Origin of the sequence: Micrococcus sp. KBS0714 (assembly GCF_002008305.4) — a bacterium.
GTDB classification, from domain to species: Bacteria; Actinomycetota; Actinomycetes; order Actinomycetales; family Micrococcaceae; genus Micrococcus; species Micrococcus luteus.
Genome location: NZ_CP042169.1, coordinates 45,388 through 69,174 on the forward strand (window position 1 = coordinate 45,388; position 23,787 = coordinate 69,174).

At 74.7% G+C, this 23,787-nt stretch carries 20 protein-coding genes; 8 read left to right on the top strand and 12 right to left on the bottom strand.

All coding sequences use genetic code 11. From position 1 onward, the window contains the following. Nucleotides 1-5 precede the first annotated feature (5 nt). Nucleotides 6-1,397, top strand: coding sequence for an aspartate aminotransferase family protein (locus B1A86_RS00200; RefSeq protein ID WP_078026163.1), 1,392 nt, complete (start codon nucleotides 6-8; stop codon nucleotides 1,395-1,397). Between the two features lie 137 nt (nucleotides 1,398-1,534). On the opposite strand, the gene B1A86_RS00205 is transcribed toward B1A86_RS00200, so the two are convergent. After that, complete coding sequence (locus B1A86_RS00205; protein WP_010079703.1) at nucleotides 1,535-2,872, bottom strand: uracil-xanthine permease family protein; 1,338 nt, start codon at nucleotides 2,870-2,872, stop codon at nucleotides 1,535-1,537. Nucleotides 2,873-2,999: 127 nt separating this feature from the next. On the opposite strand from B1A86_RS00205, the gene B1A86_RS00210 reads away from it, so the two are divergent. Next, the gene (locus tag B1A86_RS00210) at nucleotides 3,000-3,920 is read left to right on the top strand and encodes a carbohydrate kinase (protein ID WP_078026162.1); all 921 of its coding nucleotides are present in this window, start codon (nucleotides 3,000-3,002) and stop codon (nucleotides 3,918-3,920) included. Nucleotides 3,921-4,023: 103 nt separating this feature from the next. Here the strand turns inward: B1A86_RS00210 and B1A86_RS00215 are convergent, their stop codons facing one another. After that, nucleotides 4,024-5,109, bottom strand: coding sequence for a malate dehydrogenase (locus B1A86_RS00215; RefSeq protein ID WP_078026161.1), 1,086 nt, complete (start codon nucleotides 5,107-5,109; stop codon nucleotides 4,024-4,026). A gap of 65 nt (nucleotides 5,110-5,174) precedes the next feature. Between B1A86_RS00215 and B1A86_RS00220 the strand changes: the two genes are divergently transcribed. After that, entirely contained in the window at nucleotides 5,175-6,023 is an 849-nt protein-coding gene (locus B1A86_RS00220; RefSeq protein ID WP_078026160.1) for an HAD-IIB family hydrolase, read from the top strand. A gap of 22 nt (nucleotides 6,024-6,045) precedes the next feature. Here the strand turns inward: B1A86_RS00220 and B1A86_RS00225 are convergent, their stop codons facing one another. The 6 genes from B1A86_RS00225 to B1A86_RS00250 form a co-directional block, all read right to left on the bottom strand. After that, nucleotides 6,046-6,594: an NYN domain-containing protein gene (locus B1A86_RS00225; RefSeq protein WP_002858225.1), complete on the bottom strand. Its 549-nt coding sequence runs from the start codon at nucleotides 6,592-6,594 to the stop codon at nucleotides 6,046-6,048. A 33-nt stretch (nucleotides 6,595-6,627) separates the two neighbouring features. Further along, on the bottom strand, nucleotides 6,628-7,719 hold the full coding sequence (locus tag B1A86_RS00230) for a hypothetical protein (protein WP_078026159.1): 1,092 nt from the start codon (nucleotides 7,717-7,719) through the stop codon (nucleotides 6,628-6,630). Between the two features lie 22 nt (nucleotides 7,720-7,741). Further along, on the bottom strand, nucleotides 7,742-9,244 hold the full coding sequence (locus B1A86_RS00235) for an amino acid permease (RefSeq protein WP_078026158.1): 1,503 nt from the start codon (nucleotides 9,242-9,244) through the stop codon (nucleotides 7,742-7,744). Nucleotides 9,245-9,374: 130 nt separating this feature from the next. Continuing rightward, nucleotides 9,375-10,448 (bottom strand): low specificity L-threonine aldolase, encoded by a 1,074-nt coding sequence (locus B1A86_RS00240; RefSeq protein WP_078026157.1) that lies wholly within the window; start codon nucleotides 10,446-10,448, stop codon nucleotides 9,375-9,377. A 5-nt stretch (nucleotides 10,449-10,453) separates the two neighbouring features. After that, a complete protein-coding gene (locus B1A86_RS00245) occupies nucleotides 10,454-11,128 on the bottom strand; it encodes an SDR family oxidoreductase (RefSeq protein ID WP_078026156.1) in 675 nt (224 codons plus the stop codon). A gap of 3 nt (nucleotides 11,129-11,131) precedes the next feature. Beyond that, on the bottom strand, nucleotides 11,132-12,562 hold the full coding sequence (locus B1A86_RS00250) for a DUF6421 family protein (protein ID WP_078026155.1): 1,431 nt from the start codon (nucleotides 12,560-12,562) through the stop codon (nucleotides 11,132-11,134). Between the two features lie 123 nt (nucleotides 12,563-12,685). On the opposite strand from B1A86_RS00250, the gene B1A86_RS00255 reads away from it, so the two are divergent. Both B1A86_RS00255 and B1A86_RS00260 read left to right on the top strand, forming a co-directional pair. After that, a complete protein-coding gene (locus B1A86_RS00255) occupies nucleotides 12,686-13,144 on the top strand; it encodes an Lrp/AsnC family transcriptional regulator (RefSeq protein WP_078026154.1) in 459 nt (152 codons plus the stop codon). 131 nt (nucleotides 13,145-13,275) lie between these two features. Then, nucleotides 13,276-14,115 (top strand): glycerophosphodiester phosphodiesterase, encoded by an 840-nt coding sequence (locus B1A86_RS00260; protein WP_078026153.1) that lies wholly within the window; start codon nucleotides 13,276-13,278, stop codon nucleotides 14,113-14,115. 155 nt (nucleotides 14,116-14,270) lie between these two features. On the opposite strand, the gene B1A86_RS00265 is transcribed toward B1A86_RS00260, so the two are convergent. The 3 genes from B1A86_RS00265 to B1A86_RS00275 form a co-directional block, all read right to left on the bottom strand. Next, nucleotides 14,271-15,776 carry an aldehyde dehydrogenase family protein gene (locus B1A86_RS00265; RefSeq protein ID WP_010079691.1) on the bottom strand — a complete coding sequence of 502 codons (1,506 nt, stop codon included), beginning with the start codon at nucleotides 15,774-15,776 and terminating at the stop codon, nucleotides 14,271-14,273. Nucleotides 15,777-15,980: 204 nt separating this feature from the next. Beyond that, nucleotides 15,981-17,699, bottom strand: coding sequence for a phosphoglucomutase (alpha-D-glucose-1,6-bisphosphate-dependent) (pgm, locus tag B1A86_RS00270; RefSeq protein ID WP_078026152.1), 1,719 nt, complete (start codon nucleotides 17,697-17,699; stop codon nucleotides 15,981-15,983). Nucleotides 17,700-17,766: 67 nt separating this feature from the next. Then, nucleotides 17,767-18,195, bottom strand: a complete 429-nt coding sequence (locus B1A86_RS00275; RefSeq protein WP_036380778.1) for a Fur family transcriptional regulator — start codon at nucleotides 18,193-18,195, stop codon at nucleotides 17,767-17,769. A 161-nt stretch (nucleotides 18,196-18,356) separates the two neighbouring features. On the opposite strand from B1A86_RS00275, the gene B1A86_RS00280 reads away from it, so the two are divergent. From B1A86_RS00280 to B1A86_RS00290, 3 genes are all read left to right on the top strand, one after another. Then, nucleotides 18,357-19,475 (top strand): acyl-CoA hydrolase, encoded by a 1,119-nt coding sequence (locus B1A86_RS00280; protein ID WP_078026151.1) that lies wholly within the window; start codon nucleotides 18,357-18,359, stop codon nucleotides 19,473-19,475. Continuing rightward, nucleotides 19,472-21,595 (top strand): PIG-L family deacetylase, encoded by a 2,124-nt coding sequence (locus B1A86_RS00285; protein WP_138976825.1) that lies wholly within the window; start codon nucleotides 19,472-19,474, stop codon nucleotides 21,593-21,595. Before B1A86_RS00280 ends, B1A86_RS00285 begins: the two co-directional genes overlap by 4 nt. A gap of 98 nt (nucleotides 21,596-21,693) precedes the next feature. Continuing rightward, a complete protein-coding gene (locus B1A86_RS00290) occupies nucleotides 21,694-22,263 on the top strand; it encodes a DUF4190 domain-containing protein (protein WP_078026150.1) in 570 nt (189 codons plus the stop codon). Between the two features lie 9 nt (nucleotides 22,264-22,272). Here B1A86_RS00290 and B1A86_RS00295 read toward each other — a convergent pair whose 3' ends face one another. Then, nucleotides 22,273-23,781 carry an amidase gene (locus tag B1A86_RS00295; protein WP_138976824.1) on the bottom strand — a complete coding sequence of 503 codons (1,509 nt, stop codon included), beginning with the start codon at nucleotides 23,779-23,781 and terminating at the stop codon, nucleotides 22,273-22,275. Nucleotides 23,782-23,787: the final 6 nt, after the last annotated feature.

The window sequence follows — 23,787 nt, forward strand, 5'->3', positions numbered from 1 at the left end:
GGCGCATGTCCGAGCATCAGCAGCACGTCGGTCGCCGGGACCCCCGGATCAGCGACGAGGCCATCGAGCGGGGCCGCCGCGCCCACGAGCTCGACCGCGCGCACGTGTTCCACTCGTGGAGCGCGCAGCGCGATCTGAATCCGATGACCATCCTCGACGCCGAGGGGTCGTGGGTGTGGGACGGCGAGGGTCGGCCCATGGTCGACTTCAGCGGGCAGCTCGTCTTCACGAACGTCGGCCACCGCCACCCGAAGATCGTGGCCGCGATCCGCGAACAGGCCGAGACGCTGGCCACCGTGGCCCCGCAGCACGTCAACGACGCCCGGTCCGAGGCGGCCCGGCTGATCACCGAGTGGCTGCCGGAGTCCATCAACCACGTGTTCTTCACGAACGCGGGCGCGGAGGCCAACGATCACGCGGTGCGGATGGCGCGCCTGCACACGGGCCGGCACAAGGTGCTCTCCGCATACCTCTCGTACCACGGCGCCACGCGCCTGACGGCGAACCTGACCGGCTCCCTGCGGCGCGTGGGCTCGGACTCGGCCTCCGACGGCGTCGTGCACTTCCAGCCCGCGTACACGTACCGCTCCGCGTTCGGCTCGGAGAACGATGAGCAGGAGGCCGAGCGCGCGCTGGCCCACCTGCGCGACGTGATCGAGCTCGAGGGCCCCTCCACCGTGGCCGCCGTGGTCCTCGAGGCCGTCCCCGGCACCGCGGGCATCTTCATGCCGCCGCCCGGTTACATGGCCGGCGTCAAGGAGCTGTGCCGCGAGCACGGGATCCTGCTGATCATCGACGAGGTCATGGTCGGCTTCGGCCGCGTGGGCGAGTGGTTCGGCCACCAGCTCACGGGCGTCACCCCGGACATCGTCACGTTCGCCAAGGGGGTCAACTCCGGGTACGTGCCGCTGGGCGGCGTCGCCATGAGCGACGACGTCTACGAGAGCTTCGCGACCACGCCCTACCCCGGCGGCCTGACCTACTCGGGCCACCCCCTCGCGTGCGCGGCCGCCGTCGCCGCGATCACCGCGATGGAGGAGGAGTGCATGGTGGCCAACGCGAAGCGGATCGGCGAGGAGATCATCGGGCCGCGGCTGGCCGAGATCGCCGCGGCCCATCCGAGCGTGGGCGATGTGCGCGGCGCCGGCGCGTTCTGGGCCGTCGAGCTGGTGAAGGACCGGCAGACCCGGGAGCGGCTGGCCCCGCTCGGTCAGGTCGCGCCCGTGATGGGGCGGATGATGGCCGAGGCGAAGGACCGGGGGCTGCTGCTGTTCATGGCCGAGAACCGGTTCCACCTGTGCCCACCGCTGAACATCTCGGACGAGGACCTGCGCTTCGGCCTCGACGTGCTCGACCAGGTCCTCGCCCTCGCCGACGAGGAGGTCGCGGCCGGCTGACGGGCACTGCCCCCAGCCCCGCCCCGCCCCGCGCAGCCGACCCCCGCGTTTTCGAACGTGAAAGGGGGGTTCTGAGCGCTTTCGGTCGTGGGATTGGCCCTATCTCACGACCGAAAGGGCGCGAGGCGGGGTCGGGGTCAGCCGAGCCGGCCGGCCTCCGAGGCCTCGAACTGCTCCTCGTCCTCGGGCACCGGCTCGGTGCCGCGGGCGCGGGCGATCGCCGTCATGAGGTGGTACACCACCAGGGCGGCGACCGTGCCGAGCGTGATGCCACCGAACACGAGCCCGCCCACCACGAGCTGGGGGTCGGCGATCGCGATGATCAGCCCCGCACCCGCCGCCATGAGGTTCACGGTGTTGGAGAAGTCCACACGGTTCTGCACCCAGATGCGCACGCCCATCATGCCGATCATCCCGTAGAGGATGATGCCCGCGCCGCCGGCCACCCCGGCCGGGATGGTGGCGACGGCGGCCCCGAACTTCGGCAGGAACGCGAGGGCGATCGCGGTGAGGCCGGCTACCCAGTACGCCGCCGTCGAGTAGACCCGCGAGCTGGCCATCACGCCGATGTTCTCCGCATACGTGGTGGTGCCGACGCCGCCGCCCGCGCCGGAGAGCATGGTGGACAGGCCGTCCGCGATCAGGGCACGGCCGGTGAGCGGGTCCAGGTCGCGCTTGGTCATCAGCCCGACGGTCCTGACATGGCCGATGTTCTCCGCGACCAGCACGAGCACCACGGGCAGGAACAGGGGCAGCAGGTCCCAGCGAAGCTCCGGGCCGTGGAAGGGCGGCAGCCCGATCCAGGCGGCCTCCCGGACGGCGGCGAAGTCCACCTGGCCCTGCGCGAGGGCCAGCACGTAGCCCACCACGATGCCCACGAGGATGGACAGGCGGCCCAGGAGCCCCCGGAACGCCACCGCCGTGAGCACCACCGCCAGGGCCGTGCCGAACGTGGTGACGGGCACCTCCTGCATGGCCGTCGTCGTGGCGCCGGCGAGGTTGAGGCCGATCAGGGCCACGATCGTGCCCATCACCGCCGGTGGCATGAGCGCGTGGATCCAGCCGGTGCCGGCGCGGTGCACGATCACGCCGATCACCGTGAGCAGCAGGCCCGTCACGAGGATGCCGCCGAGCGCGGCCCCCGTGCCGCCGATCGTGGTGGCTGCAGTCAGCGGTGCGATGAACGCGAACGAGCTGCCCAGGTACGAGGGCAGACGATTGCCCGTGATGACCAGGAAGAGCAGGGTGCCGAGGCCGGAGAAGAGCAGCGCCGTCGTCGCGGGCATGCCGGTCAGGGCGGGCACGAGCACGGTGGCGCCGAACATGGCCATCACGTGCTGCACGCCGATGCCCACGGTCCGCGGCCAGCTCAGCCGCTCGTCCGGGGCGACGACGGTGCCCGGGGTGATGGTGCGGCCGTCGCCGTGGAGGCGCCAGCCGGGGCCGCGTGAGGGCCGGGTGGGGGTGGGGGACATGGCCGCCTGCCGAGGGGTCGGGGATGGGGGGTGTCGGGCGTTTCTCGGGGGCCTGGAAGCCTGCGCACAGCCCCGGTTCCGCGCCGGTGATTAGGGTACCGTGGGGCGTGTGGCTCAGTACTGTGGTGTGATCGGAGAGGCGCTCGTCGACGTCGTGGTCTCGGACACCGCGACCCCCCGCGTGCACGTCGGTGGCAGCCCCCTGAACGTGGCCGTGGGCCTGAGCCGACTGGAGCGGCCCGTCCTGTTCGCCGGCCGCCTCGGCCGCGATGCGCACGGGGACATGGTCGCCTCGCATCTGCGGGAGAACGGCGTGCGCTGCCTGCTCGAGCCGGATGCCGCCGCCACCTCCGTGGCCACCGCCCGCCTGGATCCCACGGGCGCCGCCAGCTACGAGTTCGAGCTGGACTGGACGCTGCCGCCCGCCGCCGCGCTCGCCCGGGACTTCGACGACGCCGCCGGCGGTCCGCTGCACCACATGCATGCCGGCTCCATCGCCACCATGCTCGCCCCCGGCGACGCCGAGGTGATGGCCCTGCTCGAGCGGATCTCCGCGGTCACGACCATCAGCTACGACCCCAACGTGCGGCCCACGATCGTGCCGGACCGGGCGTTCGCCCGCGCCCGCGCGGAGGAGTCCGTGCGGCTGGCGGACGTGGTGCACGCCTCGGACGAGGACATCGCGTGGCTGTACCCGGACCGCCCGCTGCGCGAGTCGCTGCAGGCGTGGCAGCAGATGGGCCCGGCGTTCGTGGTGATGACCCGCGGCGCCGAGGACATCGTGGCCGTCACCGCGCACGGCGTGGTGGAGCGCCCGATCGTGCCCGTGGACGTCGCGGACACCGTGGGCGCCGGTGACTCGTTCACCGCCGCCCTGCTCGCCGCCCTCGACGACCGCTCCCTGCTGGGCGCCGCGAACCGCGGCCGCCTGCACGCGATGGACCCGGCCGACGTCGAGTCGGTGCTGATCTACGCCTCCCGCGCGTCGGCGATCACGGCCTCCCGCCCGGGGGCGGACCCGCCCACGCGGGCCGAGCTGGCGGACTGATCCCACGCCCGCCCGTCCCCGCACGAATCTGTTGCGCATCCGACCCTTCCGGCGGGCGGGGACGCCCCCAGAAGGGTCAGAGACGCAGAAGATCACGGCCGCCTCAGAGCAGGCCCAGCCCCCGCACGGCGTCGCGCTCGGCCTCCAGCTCGGCGACGGTCGCGGCCAGCCGCCCGCCCTCACCCGGCAGCACGGACTCGTCCGGCTCCAGCCCCGGCACGATCCGCCACGCGGTGCCGCCGTCGGAGGTCACGGGGAACGAGCTGATCAGCCCCTCCGGCACCCCGTAGGAGCCGTCCGAGACCACCGCGGCCGACGTCCGGCGCGACGCACCGTCCGCGTCCACACCGGTGCCGAGGGTCCAGTCGCACATGTGATCGATCGCCGCGGACGCCGCCGAGGCCGCCGAGCTCGCCCCGCGCACCTCGATGATCTCCGCGCCCCGCCTCGCCACGCGCGGCACGAACTCCTCGCCCGCCCACACCGGGTCCACCACCTCGAGCGCCGGCCGCCACGTCCCGTCCACCCGCACGCGGGCGTGGGTGAGGTCCGGGAACTGGGTCGCGGAGTGGTTGCCCCAGATCGTCACGCCGGCCACGTCCGTCACCGCGACGCCGGCCCGGGCCGCCAGCTGCGCCACGGCCCGGTTGTGGTCCAGCCGGGTCAGCGCCGTGAAGCGCTCGGCCGGCACGTCCGGGGCGTGCGCGGCGGCGATCAGGGCGTTGGTGTTGGCCGGGTTCCCGACGACGACGACCCGCACGTCCTGCGCCGCGTGGTCGTTGATCGCGCGGCCCTGCGGCCCGAAGATCCCGCCGTTCGCCTCGAGCAGGTCGCTGCGCTCCATGCCCTTCGTGCGCGGCCGCGCGCCGACGAGCAGGGCGTGCTGGACGCCGTCGAAGGCGCGGGCCGGTTCGTCCGTGACCTCCACGTCGGCCAGCAGCGGGAAGGCCGCGTCGGCGAGCTCCATGGCGGTGCCCTCCGCGGCGCCCAAGGCGGCCGGGATCTCGAGCAGGCGCAGCCGGACCGAGGTGTCCGGGCCGAGCATCCCGCCGGCGGCGATGCGGAAGAGCAGCGCGTAGCCGATGTTGCCGGCGGCGCCGGTGACGGTGACCGTGCGGGGCGTCGTCGACGCGGGGTCCTGGGCGGTGTCCTGTGCGGTGGTCTGCTGTGCGGTGTCCACGCCCCCCATCGTGCCCCCGCTCGCCCGCGGAGGACACCCCGGCCCGCCGCACTGCCCCGGCCTAGACTGGGCGCATGCCCGCCCTGTCCCTGCCCTCGCGCCGTCCGCGGATGATCGCGACGGACCTGGACGGCACCATCATCGGGTACCGGCACACGCGGTCGGGGCGTCTGAGCCCGCGCACTATCGTGGCGCTGCGGGACGCCCGCGACGCCGGCGTCGAGGTGGTGTTCGTGACCGGCCGTCCCCTCCGCTGGCTCGGCCCGCTGAGCGCGCAGCTCGGTCCCGTCGGACCGGTGATCTGCTCCAACGGCGCCGTCGTCGTGGACACCGCCACGGACGACGTCCTGATCGCCCACCCCATGCGCGTCGAGGCCGTGTGGACTGCCACGGACCGGCTGCGCGCCCTGGACCGCACCGTGTCCTTCGGCGCCGAGACCCTCGAGGGCTTCTTCTGGGAGCACGCGTTCTCCGAGCGCGCCGAGTTCCGGGCCGAGGTCCACGCGGCGGCCACGCTCGAGGCCGCGCTGCCGGGTCGGCTGGGCGTGGTGAAGCTGATGGCCCGCTCGGACACCCTGGCCCCGGACGCCTTCCTCGCCGCGGCCCGCGCCGAGCTGGACGAGCTCGTGAGTGCCACGCACTCCGCGCCCGGCATCGCGCTCGTGGAGATGTCCGCCCCGGGCGTGCACAAGGCCGCGACCCTCGCCGAGTTCGCCGCGAGCCGGGGGGTCGCGCCGGCCGACGTCGTCGCGTTCGGGGACATGCCCAACGACCTGGAGATGCTCCAGTGGGCCGGTCTCGGTCTGGCCGTGGCCTCGGGGCACCCGTCGCTGCTGGCCGCGGCGGACGGCGTGGTCGGGGCGTGCGACGACGACGGGGTGGCCGCCACCGTCGAACGCCTGCTGGAGCTGCCCACGGACTGAGCCGCGGGCCACCCCCGGCGGGTCAGAGGAACTCGTACGGGTCGAACGCCTCGACGTCGATCACGCGCAGGCGCGGCAGGGACGAGTCGAACGCGCCCACCGCGTGCTCCAGGTCGAAGAACTCGACCCCGGGGATGCGGCGCAGCTCGTGGGAGAGGAACTCCTCGAAGCCCATGATCCCGGTGCGTCGGCCCGGCGTGGCCGCGAGGTCGGTGAGCTGGGGGGCGAAGTCGGCGTCGTGGCTGACGAGGACGACGTCGTCCTCCCGGCCCAGCAGCGCCTCCGCGGTGCGCTGGATGCCGATGTCCACGACCTTGCCCTCGCCCCGCAGCATGATCGGCTGGAAGCCGAGGGCGGTGAGCGCCTGGACGAACGGGATGGGGATCTCACCGTCGATGGCGAGGAAGAACAGGCCCTTGACCGGCTGGTCCCAGCGGTCCTCGAGGTAGCCGAGCAGGCGCTTCCAGCGTGGCCGCTCGTCGGGCTGGGGGCGCCGCTGCAGGATGGACGTGCCGAGGGTGGCGTCGATGTTCTCGCCGTCGATCAGCAGGTAGGTGGTTCGCTCGCTCACGCTCTCGAGGCTACCCGCTGGGGTGGACGTCGGTCAGCGCGCGCGGTCGAACGGGGCCGTCAGCAGGCGGACGACGCCCTCCAGCGGCCCCGCGCGGAACGGGCCGATACGCACGACGGCCCGCCACAGCAGCGGCAGCAGCAGCGCGCCGGCCACCAGCACGGCCAGGTTGAACCACGTGTCGTCCGTGCCCGTGGCGCTGCGCCACGGCCCGGGTCCGAGCCGCCGCACCCAGCCGAGGTACCACAGGTGCGCCACGTACACGGACAGCGTCATCGCGCCGGGCACGGCCAGCAGCCCGGCCCGCCGCGGCGCGAGGGCCGCGCACGCGCCGAGCACGGTCAGCACGAGGCCCGTGTCCAGCAGGGCCTCCGCGGGGGTCGCCGTGTAGGGCACGGGGGCGGCGCCGGTCTGCGTCCGGGACAGGGCGAGCACGACGCCGGCCAGCGCGATCCCCCCGGCCGCCCAGGCGAGCCCCGTGAGCCGTGCGCTCCGGGCCGGGGCCGCCGTCGTCGTGCCGTGGACGGTGCGGACCAGCACCGCCCCCAGCAGCGCCCACGTGAGGAACAGGGGGAGACGGTACGGGCCGTCCGTGAGGAACGCGGAGACATACGGGGTCAGCGTCGCGCGGCTCAGCCCGAGGGCTTGAGCGAGGGGGACGAGCCGGTCGACGACGTCGGCCGTCGGTGTGGCGGCGAGCAGGAGGCCGCCTCCGCCGGCCAGGACGGCGAGCACGAGGTGCGCGGCGAGGGGGAGGGCGGCCAGCAGTGCCATGATCACCGTGAGCACGGCCAGGTGTGCCAGCACGTTCACGACGGCCGCCCCGAAGTGCCCGGTCAGCCACGCCGCCCCGCACAGGGCGGCCGCCCGGACGAGCGCGCGGGGCACGGCCCGGCCACGGCCCAGCCACTCTGCCTCGAGGCGCGCGCCCACGCCCACGAGCGCCGCGAACAGGGGCGCGGTGAGGTGCTCGGAGAGGTGGAGCACCCCACCCGGGCCGCCGGCGGGCGCCGTGTGGGCGACCATCATCGCGACCAGGGCCAGGCCGCGCGCGACGTCCACCCAGACCAGGCGGCCCCGGGCGGTGTGGGTGGCGGCGGGAGCGTGGGAGGAGGGGGCGGGCACGGCGACCTCCGAGGTGGGGGACTCAGTCCAGGACGCGGGTGAGGTCGGCGTCCTCGTAGCGGACCGGCTTCGAGCCGGTGACGAGCTTGTGGCCGAGCCACAGCGCGAGGAACAGGGGCAGGCCGATGTACGCGCTGGCCACGGCCACGAGGTCCACGTCGCCCATGAACGCCTGGTAGTTCTGGCCGAGGATCACGACGGCGCACATGACCAGCGCGACGATCGGGCCCAGGGGGAACAGGAAGGCGCGGTAGGGCAGGTCCTTCGGGTCGTGGCCCTGCGCGACGTAGGCCCGCCGGAACCGGTAGTGGCTCCAGGCGATGCCCATCCACACGATGAACCCGGCCAGGCCCGAGGCGGAGACGAGCCACACGTAGGCGGCGCCGTCCCCGATGAACGTGGTCAGGAAGCACGCCGCGCCCACCGCGGTGGTGGCGTAGAGGGCGTTCATGGGCACGCCGCGCCGGTTCACCTTCGCCAGGAAGCGCGGGGCCTTGCCGGAGTCGGCCAGGGCCCAGAGCATGCGGGTGGAGGCGTACAGGCCCGAGTTGCCCGCGGAGAGGATGGCTGTGAGGATCACGGCGTTCATCACGGAGGCGGCGGCGAGCACGCCCGCGTTCTCGAAGACGAGCGTGAACGGGGAGATCGAGATGTCCTCGACGTCGCTGCCCAGCAGGTGGGGGCTGGTGTAGGGGATGAGGAAGCCGACGACGGTGATCGCGCCGACGTAGAAGAGCAGGATGCGCACGAACACGGTGCGGATCGCCTTGGGCACGTTCTTCTCCGGGTCCTCGGCCTCGCCCGCGGCCACGCCGACCAGCTCGGTGCCCTGGAAGGAGAAGCCGGCCACCATGAAGATCGCCAGGATGCCGGCGCCGCCGCCCACGAAGGGGGCCTCGCCGTCGGTCCAGTTGTGGAAGCCGGGGGAGGAGCCGCCGAGGATGCCGACGATCATCAGGACGCCGAGCACCAGGAAGATCACCACGGTGGCGACCTTGATGAGCGAGAACCAGAACTCGCTCTCGCCGTAGGCGCGCGTGGAGAGGGCGTTGAGGCCGAAGAGCAGCGCGAGGAAGGTCGCGGACCAGATCCACGAGGGCACGTCCGGGAGCCAGTACCGCATGATCAGGGCCGCCGCGACGAGCTCGGCGGCCACCGTGATCGCCCAGTTGTACCAGTAGTTCCAGCCGATGGCGAAGCCGAACGAGGGGCTCACGAAGCGCGTCGAGTACTCCTCGAACGCGCCGGAGACCGGCAGGTACGTGGACATCTCACCGAGCGACTGCATCAGCAGGAACACCATGAAGCCGATGGCCACGTAGGCCGCAAGGGCGCCACCGGGGCCGGCGGTCGCGATGGTGTTGCCCGAGGCCACGAACAGGCCCGTGCCGATGGCGCCGCCCATCGCGATCATCGTCAGGTGCCGGGATTTGAGGGTGCGCCGCAGGGAGCCGCCCTCGGGGGTGATGTGGGCGGCGGAGGCGGGCGGCGTCGACGGGGACGTCCGGGGTGCGCTGGTGTCCACGGTGGCCTTTCGGTGGAGGAGCGGTCGGACGCGCGTCGAACGCCGCGGCGTCCCACCCTGCTGCACGGTGGTAGAAGGGTATCCCGGATGCTCGGGCCGGCGGGTGGTCCCCGCCGGCCGGGTGCGGTCGTCAGGCGGCGGGGACGAGTTCGGCGCGCAGCGCCGCCGTGAACGCGTCCACGTCCTCCTCGGTCGTGTCGAAGCCGCACACCCAGCGCACCTCGCGGCGCGCCGCGTCCCAGTCGTAGAACCGGAAGCGGGCGCGCAGCCGGTCGGCCACGCCCTCGGGCAGGACGGCGAACACGGCGTTGGCGTCCGTGGCCTGCGTGAACTCGACGCCGGCCAGCGAGCCGTCGGCGACCCCCGCCTCGATGCCGGCGCGCAGCCGGGCGGCCATGGCGTTGGCGTGGCGGGCGGAGCGCAGGTACAGGTCGCCGTCGAACAGCGCGAGCAGCTGCGCCGAGACGAAGCGCATCTTCGAGGCCAGCTGCATCTGGTTCTTGCGCAGGTACACGAGGCCGTCCGCGGCGTCCGGGTCGAGCACGACGACGGCCTCGGCCAGCAGCGCCCCGTTCTTGGTGCCGCCGAGGGAGAGCACGTCCACGCCGACGTCGGTGGTGAAGGCGCGCAGCGGCAGGCCCAGGGAGGCCGCGGCATTGGCGATGCGGGCGCCGTCCATGTAGACGCGCATCCCGTGCTCGTGGGCGTAGTCCGTGATGGCCTTGACCTCGTCCGGGGTGTAGACCGTGCCGAGCTCGGTGGACTGGGTGAGGTAGACGACCAGGGGCTGGGCACGGTGCTCATCGCCCCAGCCCCAGGCCTCGGCGGCGATCAGCTCGGGGGTGAGCTTGCCGTCGTCGGTGGCCACGGGCAGCAGCTTGATGCCGGCGGACTTCTCCGGCGCGCCGCCCTCGTCCACGTGGATGTGCGCGGTGTCCGCGCAGATCACCGCGCCCCAGCGGGGCAGCATGGCCTGGAGCCCGACGACGTTCGCCCCGGTCCCGTTGAACATCGGCCACACGGTGGCGTCCTCGCCGAAGTGCTGGGCCACGACCTCCTGGAGACGCGCCGTGTACACGTCCTCGCCGTAGGCGACCTGGTGGCCCCCGTTGGCCTCGGCGATCGCCGCGAGCACCTCCGGGTGGACGCCGGAGTAGTTGTCCGAGGCGAAGCCCCGCTCCTGCGGATCGTGGATCCTCTGCATGTCAGTTACGTTCCCTTCTCCTGGAGCGTGAGGACGGCGTCGTTCAGCGCGCCCGCCTCAGCCTTCCACAGTCGCGCGTACTCCTCGGCCAGCCGTTCCTCGAGCCCGGCGAGGGACTTCACGCGGAACACGACGGCCGCCGAGCGCAGCGGGGTCTCCGCGTCCCGGGTGGCCTTGGCCCAGCCCTGCGCCACCGCGCGGGTCCATGCCTCGCTCGCCGCCTTCACCGCGGCGTAGTTCGCGCCGCCGGCGAGCGGCCGGGTCACCGCCGTGGACGAGACGATCGCGAGGCGACCGGCGGACGAGGCCCGCAGGTCGTCGTCGAGGGCCCGGCTCACGTGCCGCAGCGCCGTGAACGAGGCCTCCAGGGCGCGGTAGTCCGCCTCGGTCTGACCGGCGAGGCCTCCGCCGCCGCGCCAGCCTCCCACCAGGTGGAGCAGGCCGTCAATCCGGGTGCCGCGGGCGTGCAGGTCCTCGACGAGGCCGCGGACGGCGGTCTCGTCCGTGAGGTCCAGGGTCGCGGTCTCGGCGCCGAGGCCGGCGAGGGGGGCGAGCTTCGCGGCGTCGCGCCCGGTCGCGACGACGTGTGCGCCGGCGTCGAGGAGCGTGCGGGCGGCGGCCCGGCCCGAGGCGCTCGTGGCGCCCGCGATCAGGACGGCGCGGTCGGTCAGGGCGGCCACGGGTCAGGCGTCCGTGCCGCGGATCCCGGCGGTGGACTCGATGACGCCGCGCATCTTCTTCTCGAGGGCCTCGAAGAACATGGACAGCGGGAACTCGTCGTCGAGCACGAGGTCGGTGTAGCCCTTGGGCGGGCCGGCGAGGACCTCACGGGGCAGGCCCTGCGCCCACACGGAGGCGGGGTGCGGGGTGACCACGGAGGCGACGAGCTCGTAGGCCTGGAGCCAGTGCACGGTCTTGGGGCGGTCGATGGACTCCCAGTAGAGCGTGTCGATGGCGTCGCCCAGCTCGACGACGGCGTCGGCGAGCCGGTCCCAGTCCACGCTGAGCTCGACGTCGCGCCACTGGATCACGTCCTTGCGGTGCAGCCAGGCGAAGAGCAGCTGGCCGCCGAGGCCGTCGTAGTTGCGGACGCGGGAGCCCGTGAGGGCGAAGCGGAAGACCCGGTCGAACAGGACCGCGTGCTGGACGAGCCCGGCGTGGCGGCGGGTCTGCTCCTCGAGCCCGGTGAGCTGCTCGCCGGCGGCGGCGCGCGCCGTGAGGCGGCGCTCGATCGCCACGCACTCGCGGAAGGCGGTCATGTCGCAGCGCATCTCCTCGAGCGTGTAGAGGAAGAAGGGCATGCGCTGCTTGATCATGAACGGGTCGAAGGGCAGGTCGCCGCGCATGTGCGTGCGGTCGTGGATGAGGTCCCACATCACGAAGGTGCCCTCGGCGAGCTCCTGGCTGGAGAGCAGTTCGGCGAGCTCGGCCGGGAGCTCGAGCTGGGTGACCTCGGCGGCGGCGGTGACGACCCGGCGGAAGCGGGCGGCCTCGCGGTCCTGGAAGATGGCGCCCCACGTGAAGGTGGGGATCTCGCGCATGGCCACGGTCTCGGGGAAGAGCACCGCCGAGTTCGTGTCGTAGCCGGGGGTGAAGTCGATCAGGCGCAGGGAGACGAAGAGGCGGTTGCCGTAGTCGCCGGCCTCGAGCTCGGCGATGAACTCGGGCCAGATGGTCTCGACGACGAGGGCCTCTACGTGCCGGTCCGGGGAGCCGTTCTGCGTGTACATCGGGAAGACCACGAGGTGCCGGACGCCGTCGACGCGGTGCTCCTGCGGCTGGAAGGCGACGAGGGAGTCCAGGAAGTCGGGTTCGGCGAAGCCGCCGTCAGCCCAGCGCGCGAAGTCGCGGGGCAGGGCGGCGAGGTAGGCGGCGTCGTGCGGGAAGAGCGGGGCGAGCTCCTCGACGGCGGCGACGATGGTCTCCACGTGCTCGCGCGCGGCGGCGTGGTCCGCCGGGTCCGGGATGGAGCCGTCCTTGACCTGCAGAGGCTGCAGGGCGGTGGCGGCGGCCTTGAGGCGGAGCCAGGCCGGGTGGGTCTCGACGGTGCGCGCGTCGGCCGGGGCCTCCGAGGCAACGCCGTCGGTCCGGGCGGGCTGCAGAGTGGTGGACATGGAACCTTCCTGAGGTCGAATCGCCGGAAAATATCCGGTGAGGCGGATCACTTGCCGGAAGGTTTCCATGAGCGCACGGGGCTGTCAACCCGGCGGCCGGGGCCGGCTGATAGCGTGCGGCGCATGGACGACCCTGTCGACGCGCGGCTCGCGGCCGCCGTCTCCCATGACCCGCGCGCCACGCTCGCCCAGCTCTCCGAGCGGGTCGGCCTCTCGACCTCCGCGGTGCAGGCGCGCCTGCGCCGGCTCGAGAGCACGGGCGTGATCACGGGCTACCGTGCGCTGCTCGACCCCGAGGCCGTGGGCAGGCCGCTCTCCGCGTTCATCGAGATCAGCCCGCTGGACCCGCGCCAGCCCGACGACGCCCCCGAGCTCCTCGAGTCCATCGCGGCGATCGAGGCATGCCACTCCGTGGCCGGCGACGCCGCGTACATACTCTTCGTGCGCGTGGGCTCGCCGCGCGAGCTCGAGGCCCTCGTGACGGAGATCCGCCAGACGGCGTCGGTGGCCACCCGGACCACCGTGGTGCTGCAGACCTTCTACGAGCACCGCCCCATGCTGGAGCTGCCGGCGGAGGACTGAGGGCGGGCGCTTCGGCCCCTCCTGTCACGCGAGCGGTCGGAATGAGGGCCGATCTGACGCTCATTCCGACCTCTCGCGTTCCCGGCTGCGGCAGCGGGCACCCCACCGCCCGTCCCCGCTACGGTGATCCCGTGCGTCCGACCTCGCCCCGTCCTGCCCCCGCCTACCTCACCGACTCCGTTCCCGCCCGTCGCGGCCACCCGCTGGGGTTCGCGCACCGGGGCGCCGCCGTCGATCGGGAGAACTCGCTGGCCGCGTTCGTGGACGCCCACGCCGCCGGGTTCACCTACCTCGAGCTGGACGTGCGCACCACGGCGGACGGCGAGCTCCTCGTCTTCCACGACGACACCCTGGACCGCGTCAGCACCGGCCGCGGCCGGCTGCGCGACCACACGTGGGAGCGACTGGCGGACGTCACGGTCGGCGGGGAGCCGCTGCTGCGCTTCACGGAACTGCTCACGGCGCTCCCCGAAGCCCGCCTGAACGTGGACCTCAAGGACCGCGCGTCGGCCCCGGCCCTGGCCCGCATCCTCGCCGAGCACGGCGCCTGGGACCGCGTGCTCGTCGCCTCGTTCCATGACTCGCGGCGCCGCCTCTTCCGGCGCGCCCTCGCCCGCCTCGGCCACCCCGAGCGGGCGTACGGGCCGGAGCGGGTGGCGACGTCGGGCGGGGCGGCCGCCATCGCGGCGCTCGTGACGCTGGGCCCGCTGGGACTGACCCGCTGGCTGCGCCGGTGCGCCCTCGACGTCGACTGCGTGCAGGTGCCCGTCCGGCACGGCCGCGTGCCCGTGGCCACCGCCGACTTCGTGCGGCGGTGCCACGCGGCGGGCCTGCCGGTGCACGTGTGGGTCGTGGACGAGCCCGCGGAGATCGAGCGCCTGCTCGACCTCGGCGTCGACGGCGTCATGACCGACCGTGCCGACGTCCTCGCCGAGGTCTACGCCCGCCGCGGCTTCTGGCCGCAGCGCTGACCCCCGCCCGCCCCCGGCCCGCGGCTCGCGGCCCGCGGCCGACCTTCGAGCGTGAAATCGGGGCTATGGGCGCTTTCGAACGTGAGTTAGGCCCCATGTCACGTTCGAAAGCGCGGGCCCAGCCGGGCCCGGCCAGCCCCGCCCCCACCCACCCCTCAGAGCATCTTCGGCAGCAGCGCCCGCTTCATCCGCCCGTACGGCGGGTACGCGGTCTTGAGCGTGTCCACCTGGTCCGACTTCGTGATGGACGGGCGCAGGTGGGAGAACGTCTCGAAGCCGTGGATGCCGTGGTACGCGCCCATCCCGGACGCGCCGATCCCGCCGAACGGCAGCGTCGCGATGCCAGCGTGCAGCAGGCCGACGTCGTAGCCGAGGCCGCCGGCCTGCACCTGGTCGTCGAACGCGCGGTGGTAGCTCGGCCGGTCCGTGAACAGGTACGCGGCCAGCGGGTGCGGGCGCTCCGCGATGAAGTCCAGGGCGTCCTGGAAGGTGTCCACGGTCAGCACGGGCAGGATCGGGCCGAACAGCTCCTCCTGCATGAGCGCGCCGTCCGGCTTGACGCCCGTCACCACGGTCGGCGCCATGTACCGCCCCGCCACGTCCACGTCGCCGCCGACGAGCAGCTCGGCGCCGGCGTCGAGGTCCGCCTGGAGCATCTCCCGCAGCCGCTCCGCGTGCTCGGCGGAGATGAGGCGGCCGTAGTCCTTCGACGCGCGGGGGTCGTCGCCGTAGAACTCGCGCAGGGCTGCGGGGAGCTCGGCGGTCACCTGACGCAGCGCGGCCTCGCCGACGGCCAGCACGTAGTCCGGGGCCACGCACGTCTGACCCGCGTTGGTGAACTTCGCCCACGCGATCCGGCGGGCCATCGCGCCCGTGTTCCGGGACGGCGTCACCACCGCCGGCGACTTGCCGCCCAGCTCGAGCGTCACGGGGGAGAGGGTCTTCGCCGCCGCCTCGTAGACGATCCGGCCCACGCGCTCCCCGCCGGTGTAGAGGATGTGGTCCCACGGCTCCGCCAGCAGCGCGGTGTTGCACTCCTTGCCGCCCGCCACCACGGAGACCAGTGCGGAGTCCAGGTACTGCGGCACCAGCTCCCGCAGCGCCGCCGCCGTGGCCGGGGCCTTCTCCGACGGGCTGAGCACCACCGTGTTGCCGGCCGCCAGCGCGCCCACGACCGGGGCGAGCGCGAGCTGCACCGGATAGTTCCACGCGCCGATGACCAGCACGAGACCCTTGGGTCGCGGCCGGACCTCCGCGCTCGCGGGCCGCAGGGCCAGCGGCAGCTTCACGGGCCGCGGCTCCATCCAGTCGGTCAGGTGCAGCAGCGCGTGGTCCACCTCGGAGCGCACCGAGACGATCTCCGTGATCAGCGCCTCGGTGGCCGGCTTGCCCAGGTCCGTGCCGAGCGCCGCGACGAACCGGTCCGCGTGCTCCGTCAGCATCCGCTTCAGGCCCTTGAGCTGGCGCACCCGCACCGCGCGCGGGTGGGCGGCGCGGGAGCGGGCGGCGGCGCGCAGACGCTCGACGGCGGCCCGCGGCTCCTCGGGTCGGGGCCCGGCCGGCGCGATCGGCAGGGCCTCGGTGGGCAACGGCTCGCGAACCGGATCGTCGTCGGGGGTGTCGGGGGCGTCGGTGGTCAGACCGGGGGGCTGCGTGCTCATGTCGGCCACGCTACCGAGCCGCCCTGTGCGACGGCAGGGCGGGGCGCCGTCGTCGTCCCCCGCGCGACCCGCGCACTTTCGTTCGGAAGAGGGCGCCCCCAGGGTCTTTTCGTTCGGGAAACGGCGCGCGCGCCCGTCCGTTTCCCGAACGAAAGCGGTGCGACACGCCGCCGTTTCCCGAACGAAAGCGGACGGGGGCGGGTGTCAGCCGATGACCGCGTCCACCAGCTTCTGCGCCTCCGCCTGCACCTGCTTCAGGTGCTCGGGGCCGCGGAAGGACTCCGCGTAGATCTTGTAGACGTCCTCGGTGCCGGAGGGCCGCGCCGCGAACCACGCGTGCTGCGTGACCACCTTGAGCCCGCCGATCGGGGCGTCGTTGCCCGGGGCGTTGGTCAGCGTCGCGAGGATGGTCTCACCGGCCAGCTCGGTCACGGGGACGTCGTCGGGGGAGAGGGTCTTCAGCTTCGCCTTCTGCTCGGCGGTCGCGGGGGCGTCGATGCGCGCGTACGCCGGGTCGCCGTGCAGGGCGACGAGGTCGCGGTACCGCTCGGACGGGGACTGGCCCGTCACGGCGATGATCTCCGCGGCCAGCAGGCACAGCAGCAGCCCGTCCTTGTCCGTGGACCACGGGCTGCCGTCGAACTGCACGAAGGACGCGCCCGCGGACTCCTCGCCGCCGAACACGCCGGTGCCCGTCAGCAGGCCCGGCACGAACCACTTGAAGCCCACCGGCACCTCCACGAGCTCGCGGCCCAGGTCCCCGGCCACGCGGTCGATCATCGACGAGCTCACCAGGGTCTTGCCCACGCCCGCGCTCTGGGGCCACTGCTGGCGGTGGCGGTACAGGTAGTCGATGGCCACGGCGAGGTAGTGGTTCGGGTTCATCAGCCCGCCGTCGGGGGTGACGATCCCGTGCCGGTCCGCGTCGGCGTCGTTGCCGGTGGCGACGTCGAAGGGCGCGTGCCCGTCCGCGTCCGGGGTCATCCGCTCGATCAGCGAGGCCATCGCGTTCGGCGACGAGCAGTCCATGCGGATCTTGCCGTCCCAGTCCAGGGTCATGAACCCGAACCGCGGGTCCACCTCCGGGTTCACCACGGTCAGATCCAGCCCGTGGCGGTCGGCGATCTCGCCCCAGTACGCCACGGACGCCCCGCCCATGGGGTCGGCGCCGATGCGCACGCCCGCCTCGCGGATCGCCTCCACGTCGATCACCTGCGGCAGATCGGACACGTACCGGTCCAGGAAGTCGAAGCCGCCCAGCTTCGCGTGGCCGGCGACATCGGCGCTCGCCACCCGGTGCACGCCCGCCAGCCCGGCGGCGAGCAGCTCGTTGGCGCGGTCGGCGATCCACGTGGTCGCCTCGGTGTCCGCGGGGCCGCCGTGGGGCGGGTTGTACTTGAAGCCGCCGTCCGCGGGCGGGTTGTGCGAGGGGGTGATCACGAGGCCGTCCACGAGGCCGGCGTTGTCCCCGTCCACCGCGAAGCCCGACGGCGACAGCTCGCGCCCGGCGTTCAGGTGCAGGATCGCGTGGGACACGGCGGGGGTGGGCGTGTAGCCGCCGCGGGAGTCGACGAGCACCTCGACGTCGTTGCCGAGCAGCACCTCGACGGCGGTGTCCTGCGCGGGCCCGGACAGGGCGTGCGTGTCCCTGCCGACGAGGACCGGCCCCGTGATCCCGTGGTGCGCGCGGTACTCGACCACGGCCTGCGTGATGGCGGCGATGTGGTCGTCGTTGAACGAGGTCGTGAACGCGGAGCCGCGGTGGCCGGAGGTGCCGAACACGACCTTCTGCGCCGGGTCCGTCACGTCCGGGTGACCGGTGTGGTACGCCTCCAGGAGGGCGTCGACGTCGATCAGGTCCTGCGGCAGGGCGGGGGTGCCGGGACGCTCGGCGGCGGGCAGGGCGGCGGTGTTCTCGGTCATGTGCCACACCTTGGCACGGGCGGGCGGACGGGGGAAGACGCGCGGCCCACCGGGGCGACGCCGGCGGTCACTCCCGGCAGCCGGCGCACAGCCCCCAGTAGTAGACCTCGGCCTCGTCGACCGCGAAGCCGTGGCCCTCGGGGGCGTCGAGGCACGGGGCAGAGCCGGTGCGGCACGGCACGTCCACGACCGTGCCGCAGCCGCGGCACACGAGGTGGTGGTGGTTGTCGCCCGTGCAGATCTCGTAGCGGGCCGGGGAGCCGGCGGGCTGCAGGGAGCGCACGAGCCCGGCCTCGGTGAGCGCGTGGAGGCAGTCGTAGACGGCCTGGTGCGAGGTGCCGGGCAGGGCCCGACGCACGGCGGCCAGCACGGTGGACGCGTCCGCGTGGGGGTGGTCGGCGAGGGCGGTCAGCACCGCCAGGCGGGGCCGGGTCACGCGCAGGCCGACGCCGCGCAGCAGCGTGCGCTCGTCCTCGTCCCGCGTCGTGGTCTCCATGCCAGTCGATCCCATCCGGTTCTCTGGAACATGTCAAGAAAGAGCGGGCCGCTTCGCCCCCGGCGCACCGGCCATTCCCCGCCGTGCCCGTGCTGACTACGGTGAATCCTCGACCCCGGGGCGCACCGGCCCGGGCGCCGTCGACGAGGAGGTCCCCACCCATGGCCCAGCCCGAGCCCGTCCGTCTCGTCCCGGGTGGAGCCGTGGACCGCCCGGCCGAGCAGGCCCTCCTCGCGGCCGCCGCGGCCTGCGACGGCGACGTCGATGCGATGGTCGAGCTGCTCCGTGCGGCGTCCGGCGCCCCGTCCGGCGAGGACGCCGCCCCGCTCGACCTGCCGCTGACCGGCGCGGGGCGCACCCGGGAGCAGTGGGAGCTGCTCGCCTCCGTCGCCGCGCAGGACCTCTCGGCCGCCCGCGTGCTCGAGCCCCATCTGGACGCGCTCTCGATCCTGTCCCAGGCCGGCGTCCCCGCCCCGGCCGGGCTGCTCGGCGTCTACGCCTCCGAGTCCGGCGGCCGCACCCCGGCCCTGCGCCCCGCCCCGGACGGCCCCGACACCGCCTGGCTGCTCGACGGCGAGAAGCCGTGGTGCTCGCTCGCGGACCGGTGCGCGGCCGCCGTCGTGACCGGCCGGGAGGCGGACGGCACCCGCCGCGCCGTGCTCGTGGACCTGTCCCACCCCGGCGTGGCCGAGACCGACTCGGCCTGGCCCGCGCTCGGCCTCGCCCCGATCCGCACGGTGGGCCTGGCCTTCGACGCCGTCCCCGGCAGCGCCGTCGGCGGCGCCGAGTGGTACCTGCGCCGGCCCGGCTTCGCGTGGGGCGGCATCGGCGTGGCGGCGGTGTGGTTCGGCGGCGCCGTCGGCATCGCCCGCACCCTGCGGAACGCCACCGCCGCCCGCGCGGCCGCCGAGGCCGAGGGTCGCGGACCGGGCCCGGACCAGATCGGCCAGGCCGCGCTCGGCCGCGTCGACCGGCTGCTCCACGCGATGGCCGCCCTGCTCGCCCGTGCCGCCGACGACGTGGACGCCGGCCGCCTGGACCACGGCCGCGGCATGGTCGAGGCCGACCGGATCCGCGGCACCGTGGCACAGCTGTGCACCGAGGTGATGGACGTCGTCGGGCAGGCCACCGGCCCCGGCCCGCTCACCGGCAGCGCCGCGCACGCCCGCGCCGTGGCCGACCTGCAGGTCTACCTGCGCCAGCACCACGGACACCGCGACGACGCCCGGCTGGGCGCCGCGCTCCTGACCGGCGAGACCGACGGCGGCTGGACGTGGTGAGCTTCTCCCACACCGACGACGGCACGTCCGAGGCGGCCTGGGCCGAGGGCGGCGTCGGCGAGCTGCCGGAGCTGCGCCTGCCCGTCTGGGACGCGCAGACGCTGCTGCTCGTGGCCGTGGCGCACCCGGACGACGAGACCCTCGCCGCCACCGGCCTGATCCGCTCCGCCCTGCGCGACGGGGCACGCGTGCACGTGCTGGTCGCCACCGCCGGCGAGGCCTCCCACCCGCACTCGCCCACGCACACGCCCGAGGACCTGGTCCGGCTGCGCCGGGACGAGATGGAGCACGCCCTCGACGCCCTCGCCGCCGGCCTGCCCGCCTCCGCAGGCCCCGGCTCTCCGGCGCGGGACCGGCTGACGTGGGCGTCCCTGGCCCTGCCCGACTCCGGCGTGGCCGAGCACGAGGACGCCGTGCGCGACGCCGTCGCCGCGGCCCTCGACGCCCACCCCGGCCCCGCCGTGCTCGCCTCCCACGACCCCGGCGACGGCCACGCGGACCACGAGGCCGTGGGCCGCGCCGTCGGCGCGGTCGCGGGCGAGTGCGACCTGCCGCTCTACGCCTTCCCCATCTGGTTCTGGCACTGGGCCGACCCGGCCGACCTGCCCGCCCGCCGCTACCGGCGGCTGCCGCTCACCGACGACGACCGTGCCGCCCGCCGTGCCGCCCTCGACGCGCACGCCTCCCAGGTCCGGCCCCTCTCCGCCGCGCCCGGCGACGAGGCGATCCTCGGCCCCGCCGTGCTCGCCCACCACGAGCGCCCGTTCGAGGCCCACCGCGTCTCCGGCCCCGACGACGCCGACGCCCACCGGGCCGCCGCCGTCTTCGACCGGCTCTACCGGGCCCAGGAGGACCCGTGGCGCTACCTCAGCTCGTCCTACGAGGCCCGCAAGCGGGCGCTCACCCTCGCCGCCCTGCCCCGGCCCCGCTACGGGACCGTGGTCGAGGCGGGCGCGTCCATCGGCGTGCTCACCGCGGACGTGGCCGCGCGCGCGGACCGCGTGGTCGGCCTCGAGGCGTCCTCCACCGCCGTCGAGCGCGCCGCCGCCCGGCTGGCCGGCGCGCCGCACGCCGAGGTGCGCCGAGCCGTGCTGCCCGCGGACTGGCCGGCCGACGTCGCCGGCGCGGACCTCGTGATCGCCTCTGAGATCGGCTACTTCCTGCAGCCCGAGGAGCTCGACGCGCTGATCGACGACGCCGACGCCGCGCTCGCCCCCGGTGGCGAGCTGCTGCTGTGCCACTGGCGCCACCCCATCGAGGGCTGGCCGCTGGACGGGGACGCCGTGCACGCGCGCGTCGCCGCGGACCCGCGCTGGCGGCTGCGCACCGAGCTCGTGGAGGACGACTTCCGGCTCAGCCTCCACGTGCGGGCCGCCGCCGCGACCCACGCCGTCGTCGTGGTGCCCGCCAAGGACGAACAGGAGCGGCTGCCGGCCGCGCTCGCGGCCCTCGCCGCCGCCCTGGACCGCTGGGAGGAGCACCACGCGCAGGGCACGGCCGCGGTCGTGGTCGCCGCGGACCGCTGCGACGACGCCACGGTGGCCGCCGCCCTCGAGGCCCGCGCCGCCGACCCGCGCATCCACGTCCTCGAACTGGGGGAGCCGACCGCCGGGCAGGCTGGCGTCGGGCGGGCCCGCCTCGAGGGCGCCCGCCGGGCCCGCGCGCTGTTCCCCGACGTGCCGGCCGAGCGCCTCTGGCTCGCCTCCACCGACGCGGACAGCCGCGTCCCCGCCGACTGGCTGCTGGCGCAGACCGTGGCCGCCGGCCACGACGAGGTGCTCGTGCTGGGCACGGTGGACGTGCACCAGGGGCCGCTGCGGCAGGCCTGGCTCCGCGGCTACCGGCACGAGGAGGGGCACCCGCACGTGCACGGGGCCAACCTGGGACTGCCGTGGTCGCTGTACGAGGCCGTGGGCGGGTTCCCGCCGGTGGCCGAGCACGAGGACGTCGGCCTGGCCGAGGCCGTGCGGGCCCTGGCGGGGGAGCGCGACGGCGGTGACGGCCGCCGGGTGCGCGTGATCGCCACCGACACCACCCGCGTGCTCACCTCGTCCCGCCTGGAGGGGCGGACCCCCGGCGGGTTCTCCGGGTACCTCAAGGCGGTGGGCCGGCCCGGGTGAGGCCGGCCGGGGAGCAGGGGCGCGGGGCCGGGCCGGGTCCGGGGGGCACCGCCTAGACTCGGCACCGGACCGCGACGCCCCGAACCGGAAGGACCGTCATGACCGACCCCCACGCCTCCCACGACCCGCGCCGTGAGGCCGCCCGGCCGAGCTGGTACGGGTCCGAGGCCGGTGCGGGCTCCTCCGGCACCGGCTCCTCCGCCGCCGGCTGGCCCGACGCCCCGGCCGGCGACGCCGACCGCGCCGCCTGGGACCGGGCCCCCTCGTACGCCGAGCAGGAGGGGCAGACCCGCCCCGCCTACGGGCAGCCGTACGGCTACGGCCAGGACGCGAACACCGTCCCCGCCTACGGCTACGGGCAGGGCACGCCCGGCCACGGCTTCGGAGCCCCGCTGCAGCCCGGCCAGACCGAGGGCATCGGCCGCTCGGTGGCGTCCATGATCCTCGGCATCATCTCCGTGGTGGGCGGGTTCACGTTCCTCCTCCCGCCGATCGTGGGCGTGGTCCTCGGCCACATCGGCCTCAAGCGCGAGCCCCACGGCCGCGGCATGGCGATCGCCGGCCTCGTGATGAACTACGTGTCCCTCGCCCTGCTGCTGCTCGCCGTCGTGTTCCTCGTGATCCTGGTGATCGCCGGCATGTCCCTGGGCGACTACACCTCGACCTGACCGGCCGGCTCAGCCGGCCAGCAGCAGCTCGAGATGCGCGGCCAGGGCGAGCAGGGGCGCGGACGTGCCGGGCCGGCCGATGAGCTGGACGGACCAGTTCAGGCCCCGCTCGTCCCGGAGCACGGGCACCGCGACCGCGGGCAGGCCGAGCACGTTGACCATCGAGGTGTAGGGCGTGAACGCGCACTGCGCCTCGTAGTTGGCCTCGGGCTCCATCGCCAGGAAGTGGCCGACCGGCGGGGGCGCGGTGGCCAGCACCGGGGTCATCACCACGTCGACGGCGGCGAACTGCGCCCGCACCCCGCGCGCCCACTCCTCGAGCCGGTGGGCGGCGTCGTCGAGCTCGGCGCGCCCTGCGGCCCGGGCCGTGCGCAGGAAGTGCGCGGCCACCGCGCCCACGTGGGCCTCGGCGTCCTCCGGCAGCGGCGCCCGGAGCAGCCCGGCGGTCCACACCGTGCGGAAGTCCCGGTGATAGTCCTCGCCGTAGTAGGGGGAGAGGTCCTCGACCGCGTGGCCGCCCGCGTCCAGGGCGGCGGCGGCCTTCGTCAGGGCGGTGACGGCGGGCCGGGCCAGGGAGATCTCGAGGTCGGAGGCGAAGGGCGAGGCCGTGGTGACGCCGATCCGGCGGGCGTCGACGGCGCCCCCGGCCCGGGCGGTCTCCACGGTGCGGCGCAGGTCCGGCAGCACCCGGCCGGGCAGGCCCTCGGGGGAGAGCAGCACGTCGTAGAGCAGGGCGGCGTCCTCGACCGTGTGGGCCAGCGGGCCCGACACCGTGAGGTTGCGGACCGTGTCCGCGTGCTCGTCCATCGGCAGCTCCCCGCGGCCGGGCTTGAGGCCCACGAGCCCGCACGCCGCGGCGGGGATGCGGATGGACCCGCCCCCGTCCGAGCCCGGGGCGAACGGCAGGATCCCCGCGGCGACGGCGGCCGCGGCCCCGCCCGAGGAGCCTCCCGCGGTGCGGGTGGGGTCCAGGGGGTTGCGGGCCGGCGCCGTGACGAGGTTCTCCGAGTAGGAGTCCAGGCCGAACTCGGGCACGGTCGTCTTGCCGAGGGTGACGGTGCCGGCCGCGCGCAGGCGGAGCGCGAGCGGGTCGTCCTGCGCGGCCGGCGGCGCGTCGGCCAGCAGGGCGGAGCCGAACCGCGTGGGCATCCCGCGCACGTCGATCAGGTCCTTGTACGCCAGCGGAAGGCCGTGCAGGGAGGCGGGGGCGCCGTCGTCGTCCGGGGCGGGGGAGGTGCGCGGACCGGGCACGGCCCGGGGCGCGACGCGCGGGTGGGCCGCGTCCAGCTCGGCGGCACGGGCCCGGGCCCCCTCGGCGTCGAGGAGGGCGAACGCGCCGAGGTCCGCGTGGGTCTGGGCCGCGGCGAGGGCCGCCTCCGTGACCTCCCGGGCGCTCAGCTCCCCGGCGGCGAGGTCCTCCCGCAGGCGCACGGCCGAGCGGTCCAGGAGCCGGGCCGGGCCGGGGGCGGAGGGGGTGCGGTCGTCGTCGGCGGCGGGTGCGGCGTCGGAGGTCTGCATGCGGCC

Coding starts and splice junctions, on each gene's coding strand:
- B1A86_RS00205 (WP_010079703.1), bottom strand. CDS start 2,872: ATGTCCCCCACCCCCACCCGGCCCTCACGCGGCCCCGGCTGGCGCCTC.
- B1A86_RS00255 (WP_078026154.1), top strand. CDS start 12,686: ATGGACGACCCTGTCGACGCGCGGCTCGCGGCCGCCGTCTCCCATGAC.
- B1A86_RS00265 (WP_010079691.1), bottom strand. CDS start 15,776: ATGAGCACGCAGCCCCCCGGTCTGACCACCGACGCCCCCGACACCCCC.
- B1A86_RS00250 (WP_078026155.1), bottom strand. CDS start 12,562: ATGTCCACCACTCTGCAGCCCGCCCGGACCGACGGCGTTGCCTCGGAG.
- B1A86_RS00290 (WP_078026150.1), top strand. CDS start 21,694: ATGACCGACCCCCACGCCTCCCACGACCCGCGCCGTGAGGCCGCCCGG.
- B1A86_RS00240 (WP_078026157.1), bottom strand. CDS start 10,448: ATGCAGAGGATCCACGATCCGCAGGAGCGGGGCTTCGCCTCGGACAAC.
- pgm (WP_078026152.1), bottom strand. CDS start 17,699: ATGACCGAGAACACCGCCGCCCTGCCCGCCGCCGAGCGTCCCGGCACC.
- B1A86_RS00280 (WP_078026151.1), top strand. CDS start 18,357: ATGGCCCAGCCCGAGCCCGTCCGTCTCGTCCCGGGTGGAGCCGTGGAC.
- B1A86_RS00200 (WP_078026163.1), top strand. CDS start 6: ATGTCCGAGCATCAGCAGCACGTCGGTCGCCGGGACCCCCGGATCAGC.
- B1A86_RS00215 (WP_078026161.1), bottom strand. CDS start 5,109: ATGGGGGGCGTGGACACCGCACAGCAGACCACCGCACAGGACACCGCC.
- B1A86_RS00220 (WP_078026160.1), top strand. CDS start 5,175: ATGCCCGCCCTGTCCCTGCCCTCGCGCCGTCCGCGGATGATCGCGACG.
- B1A86_RS00295 (WP_138976824.1), bottom strand. CDS start 23,781: ATGCAGACCTCCGACGCCGCACCCGCCGCCGACGACGACCGCACCCCC.
- B1A86_RS00275 (WP_036380778.1), bottom strand. CDS start 18,195: ATGGAGACCACGACGCGGGACGAGGACGAGCGCACGCTGCTGCGCGGC.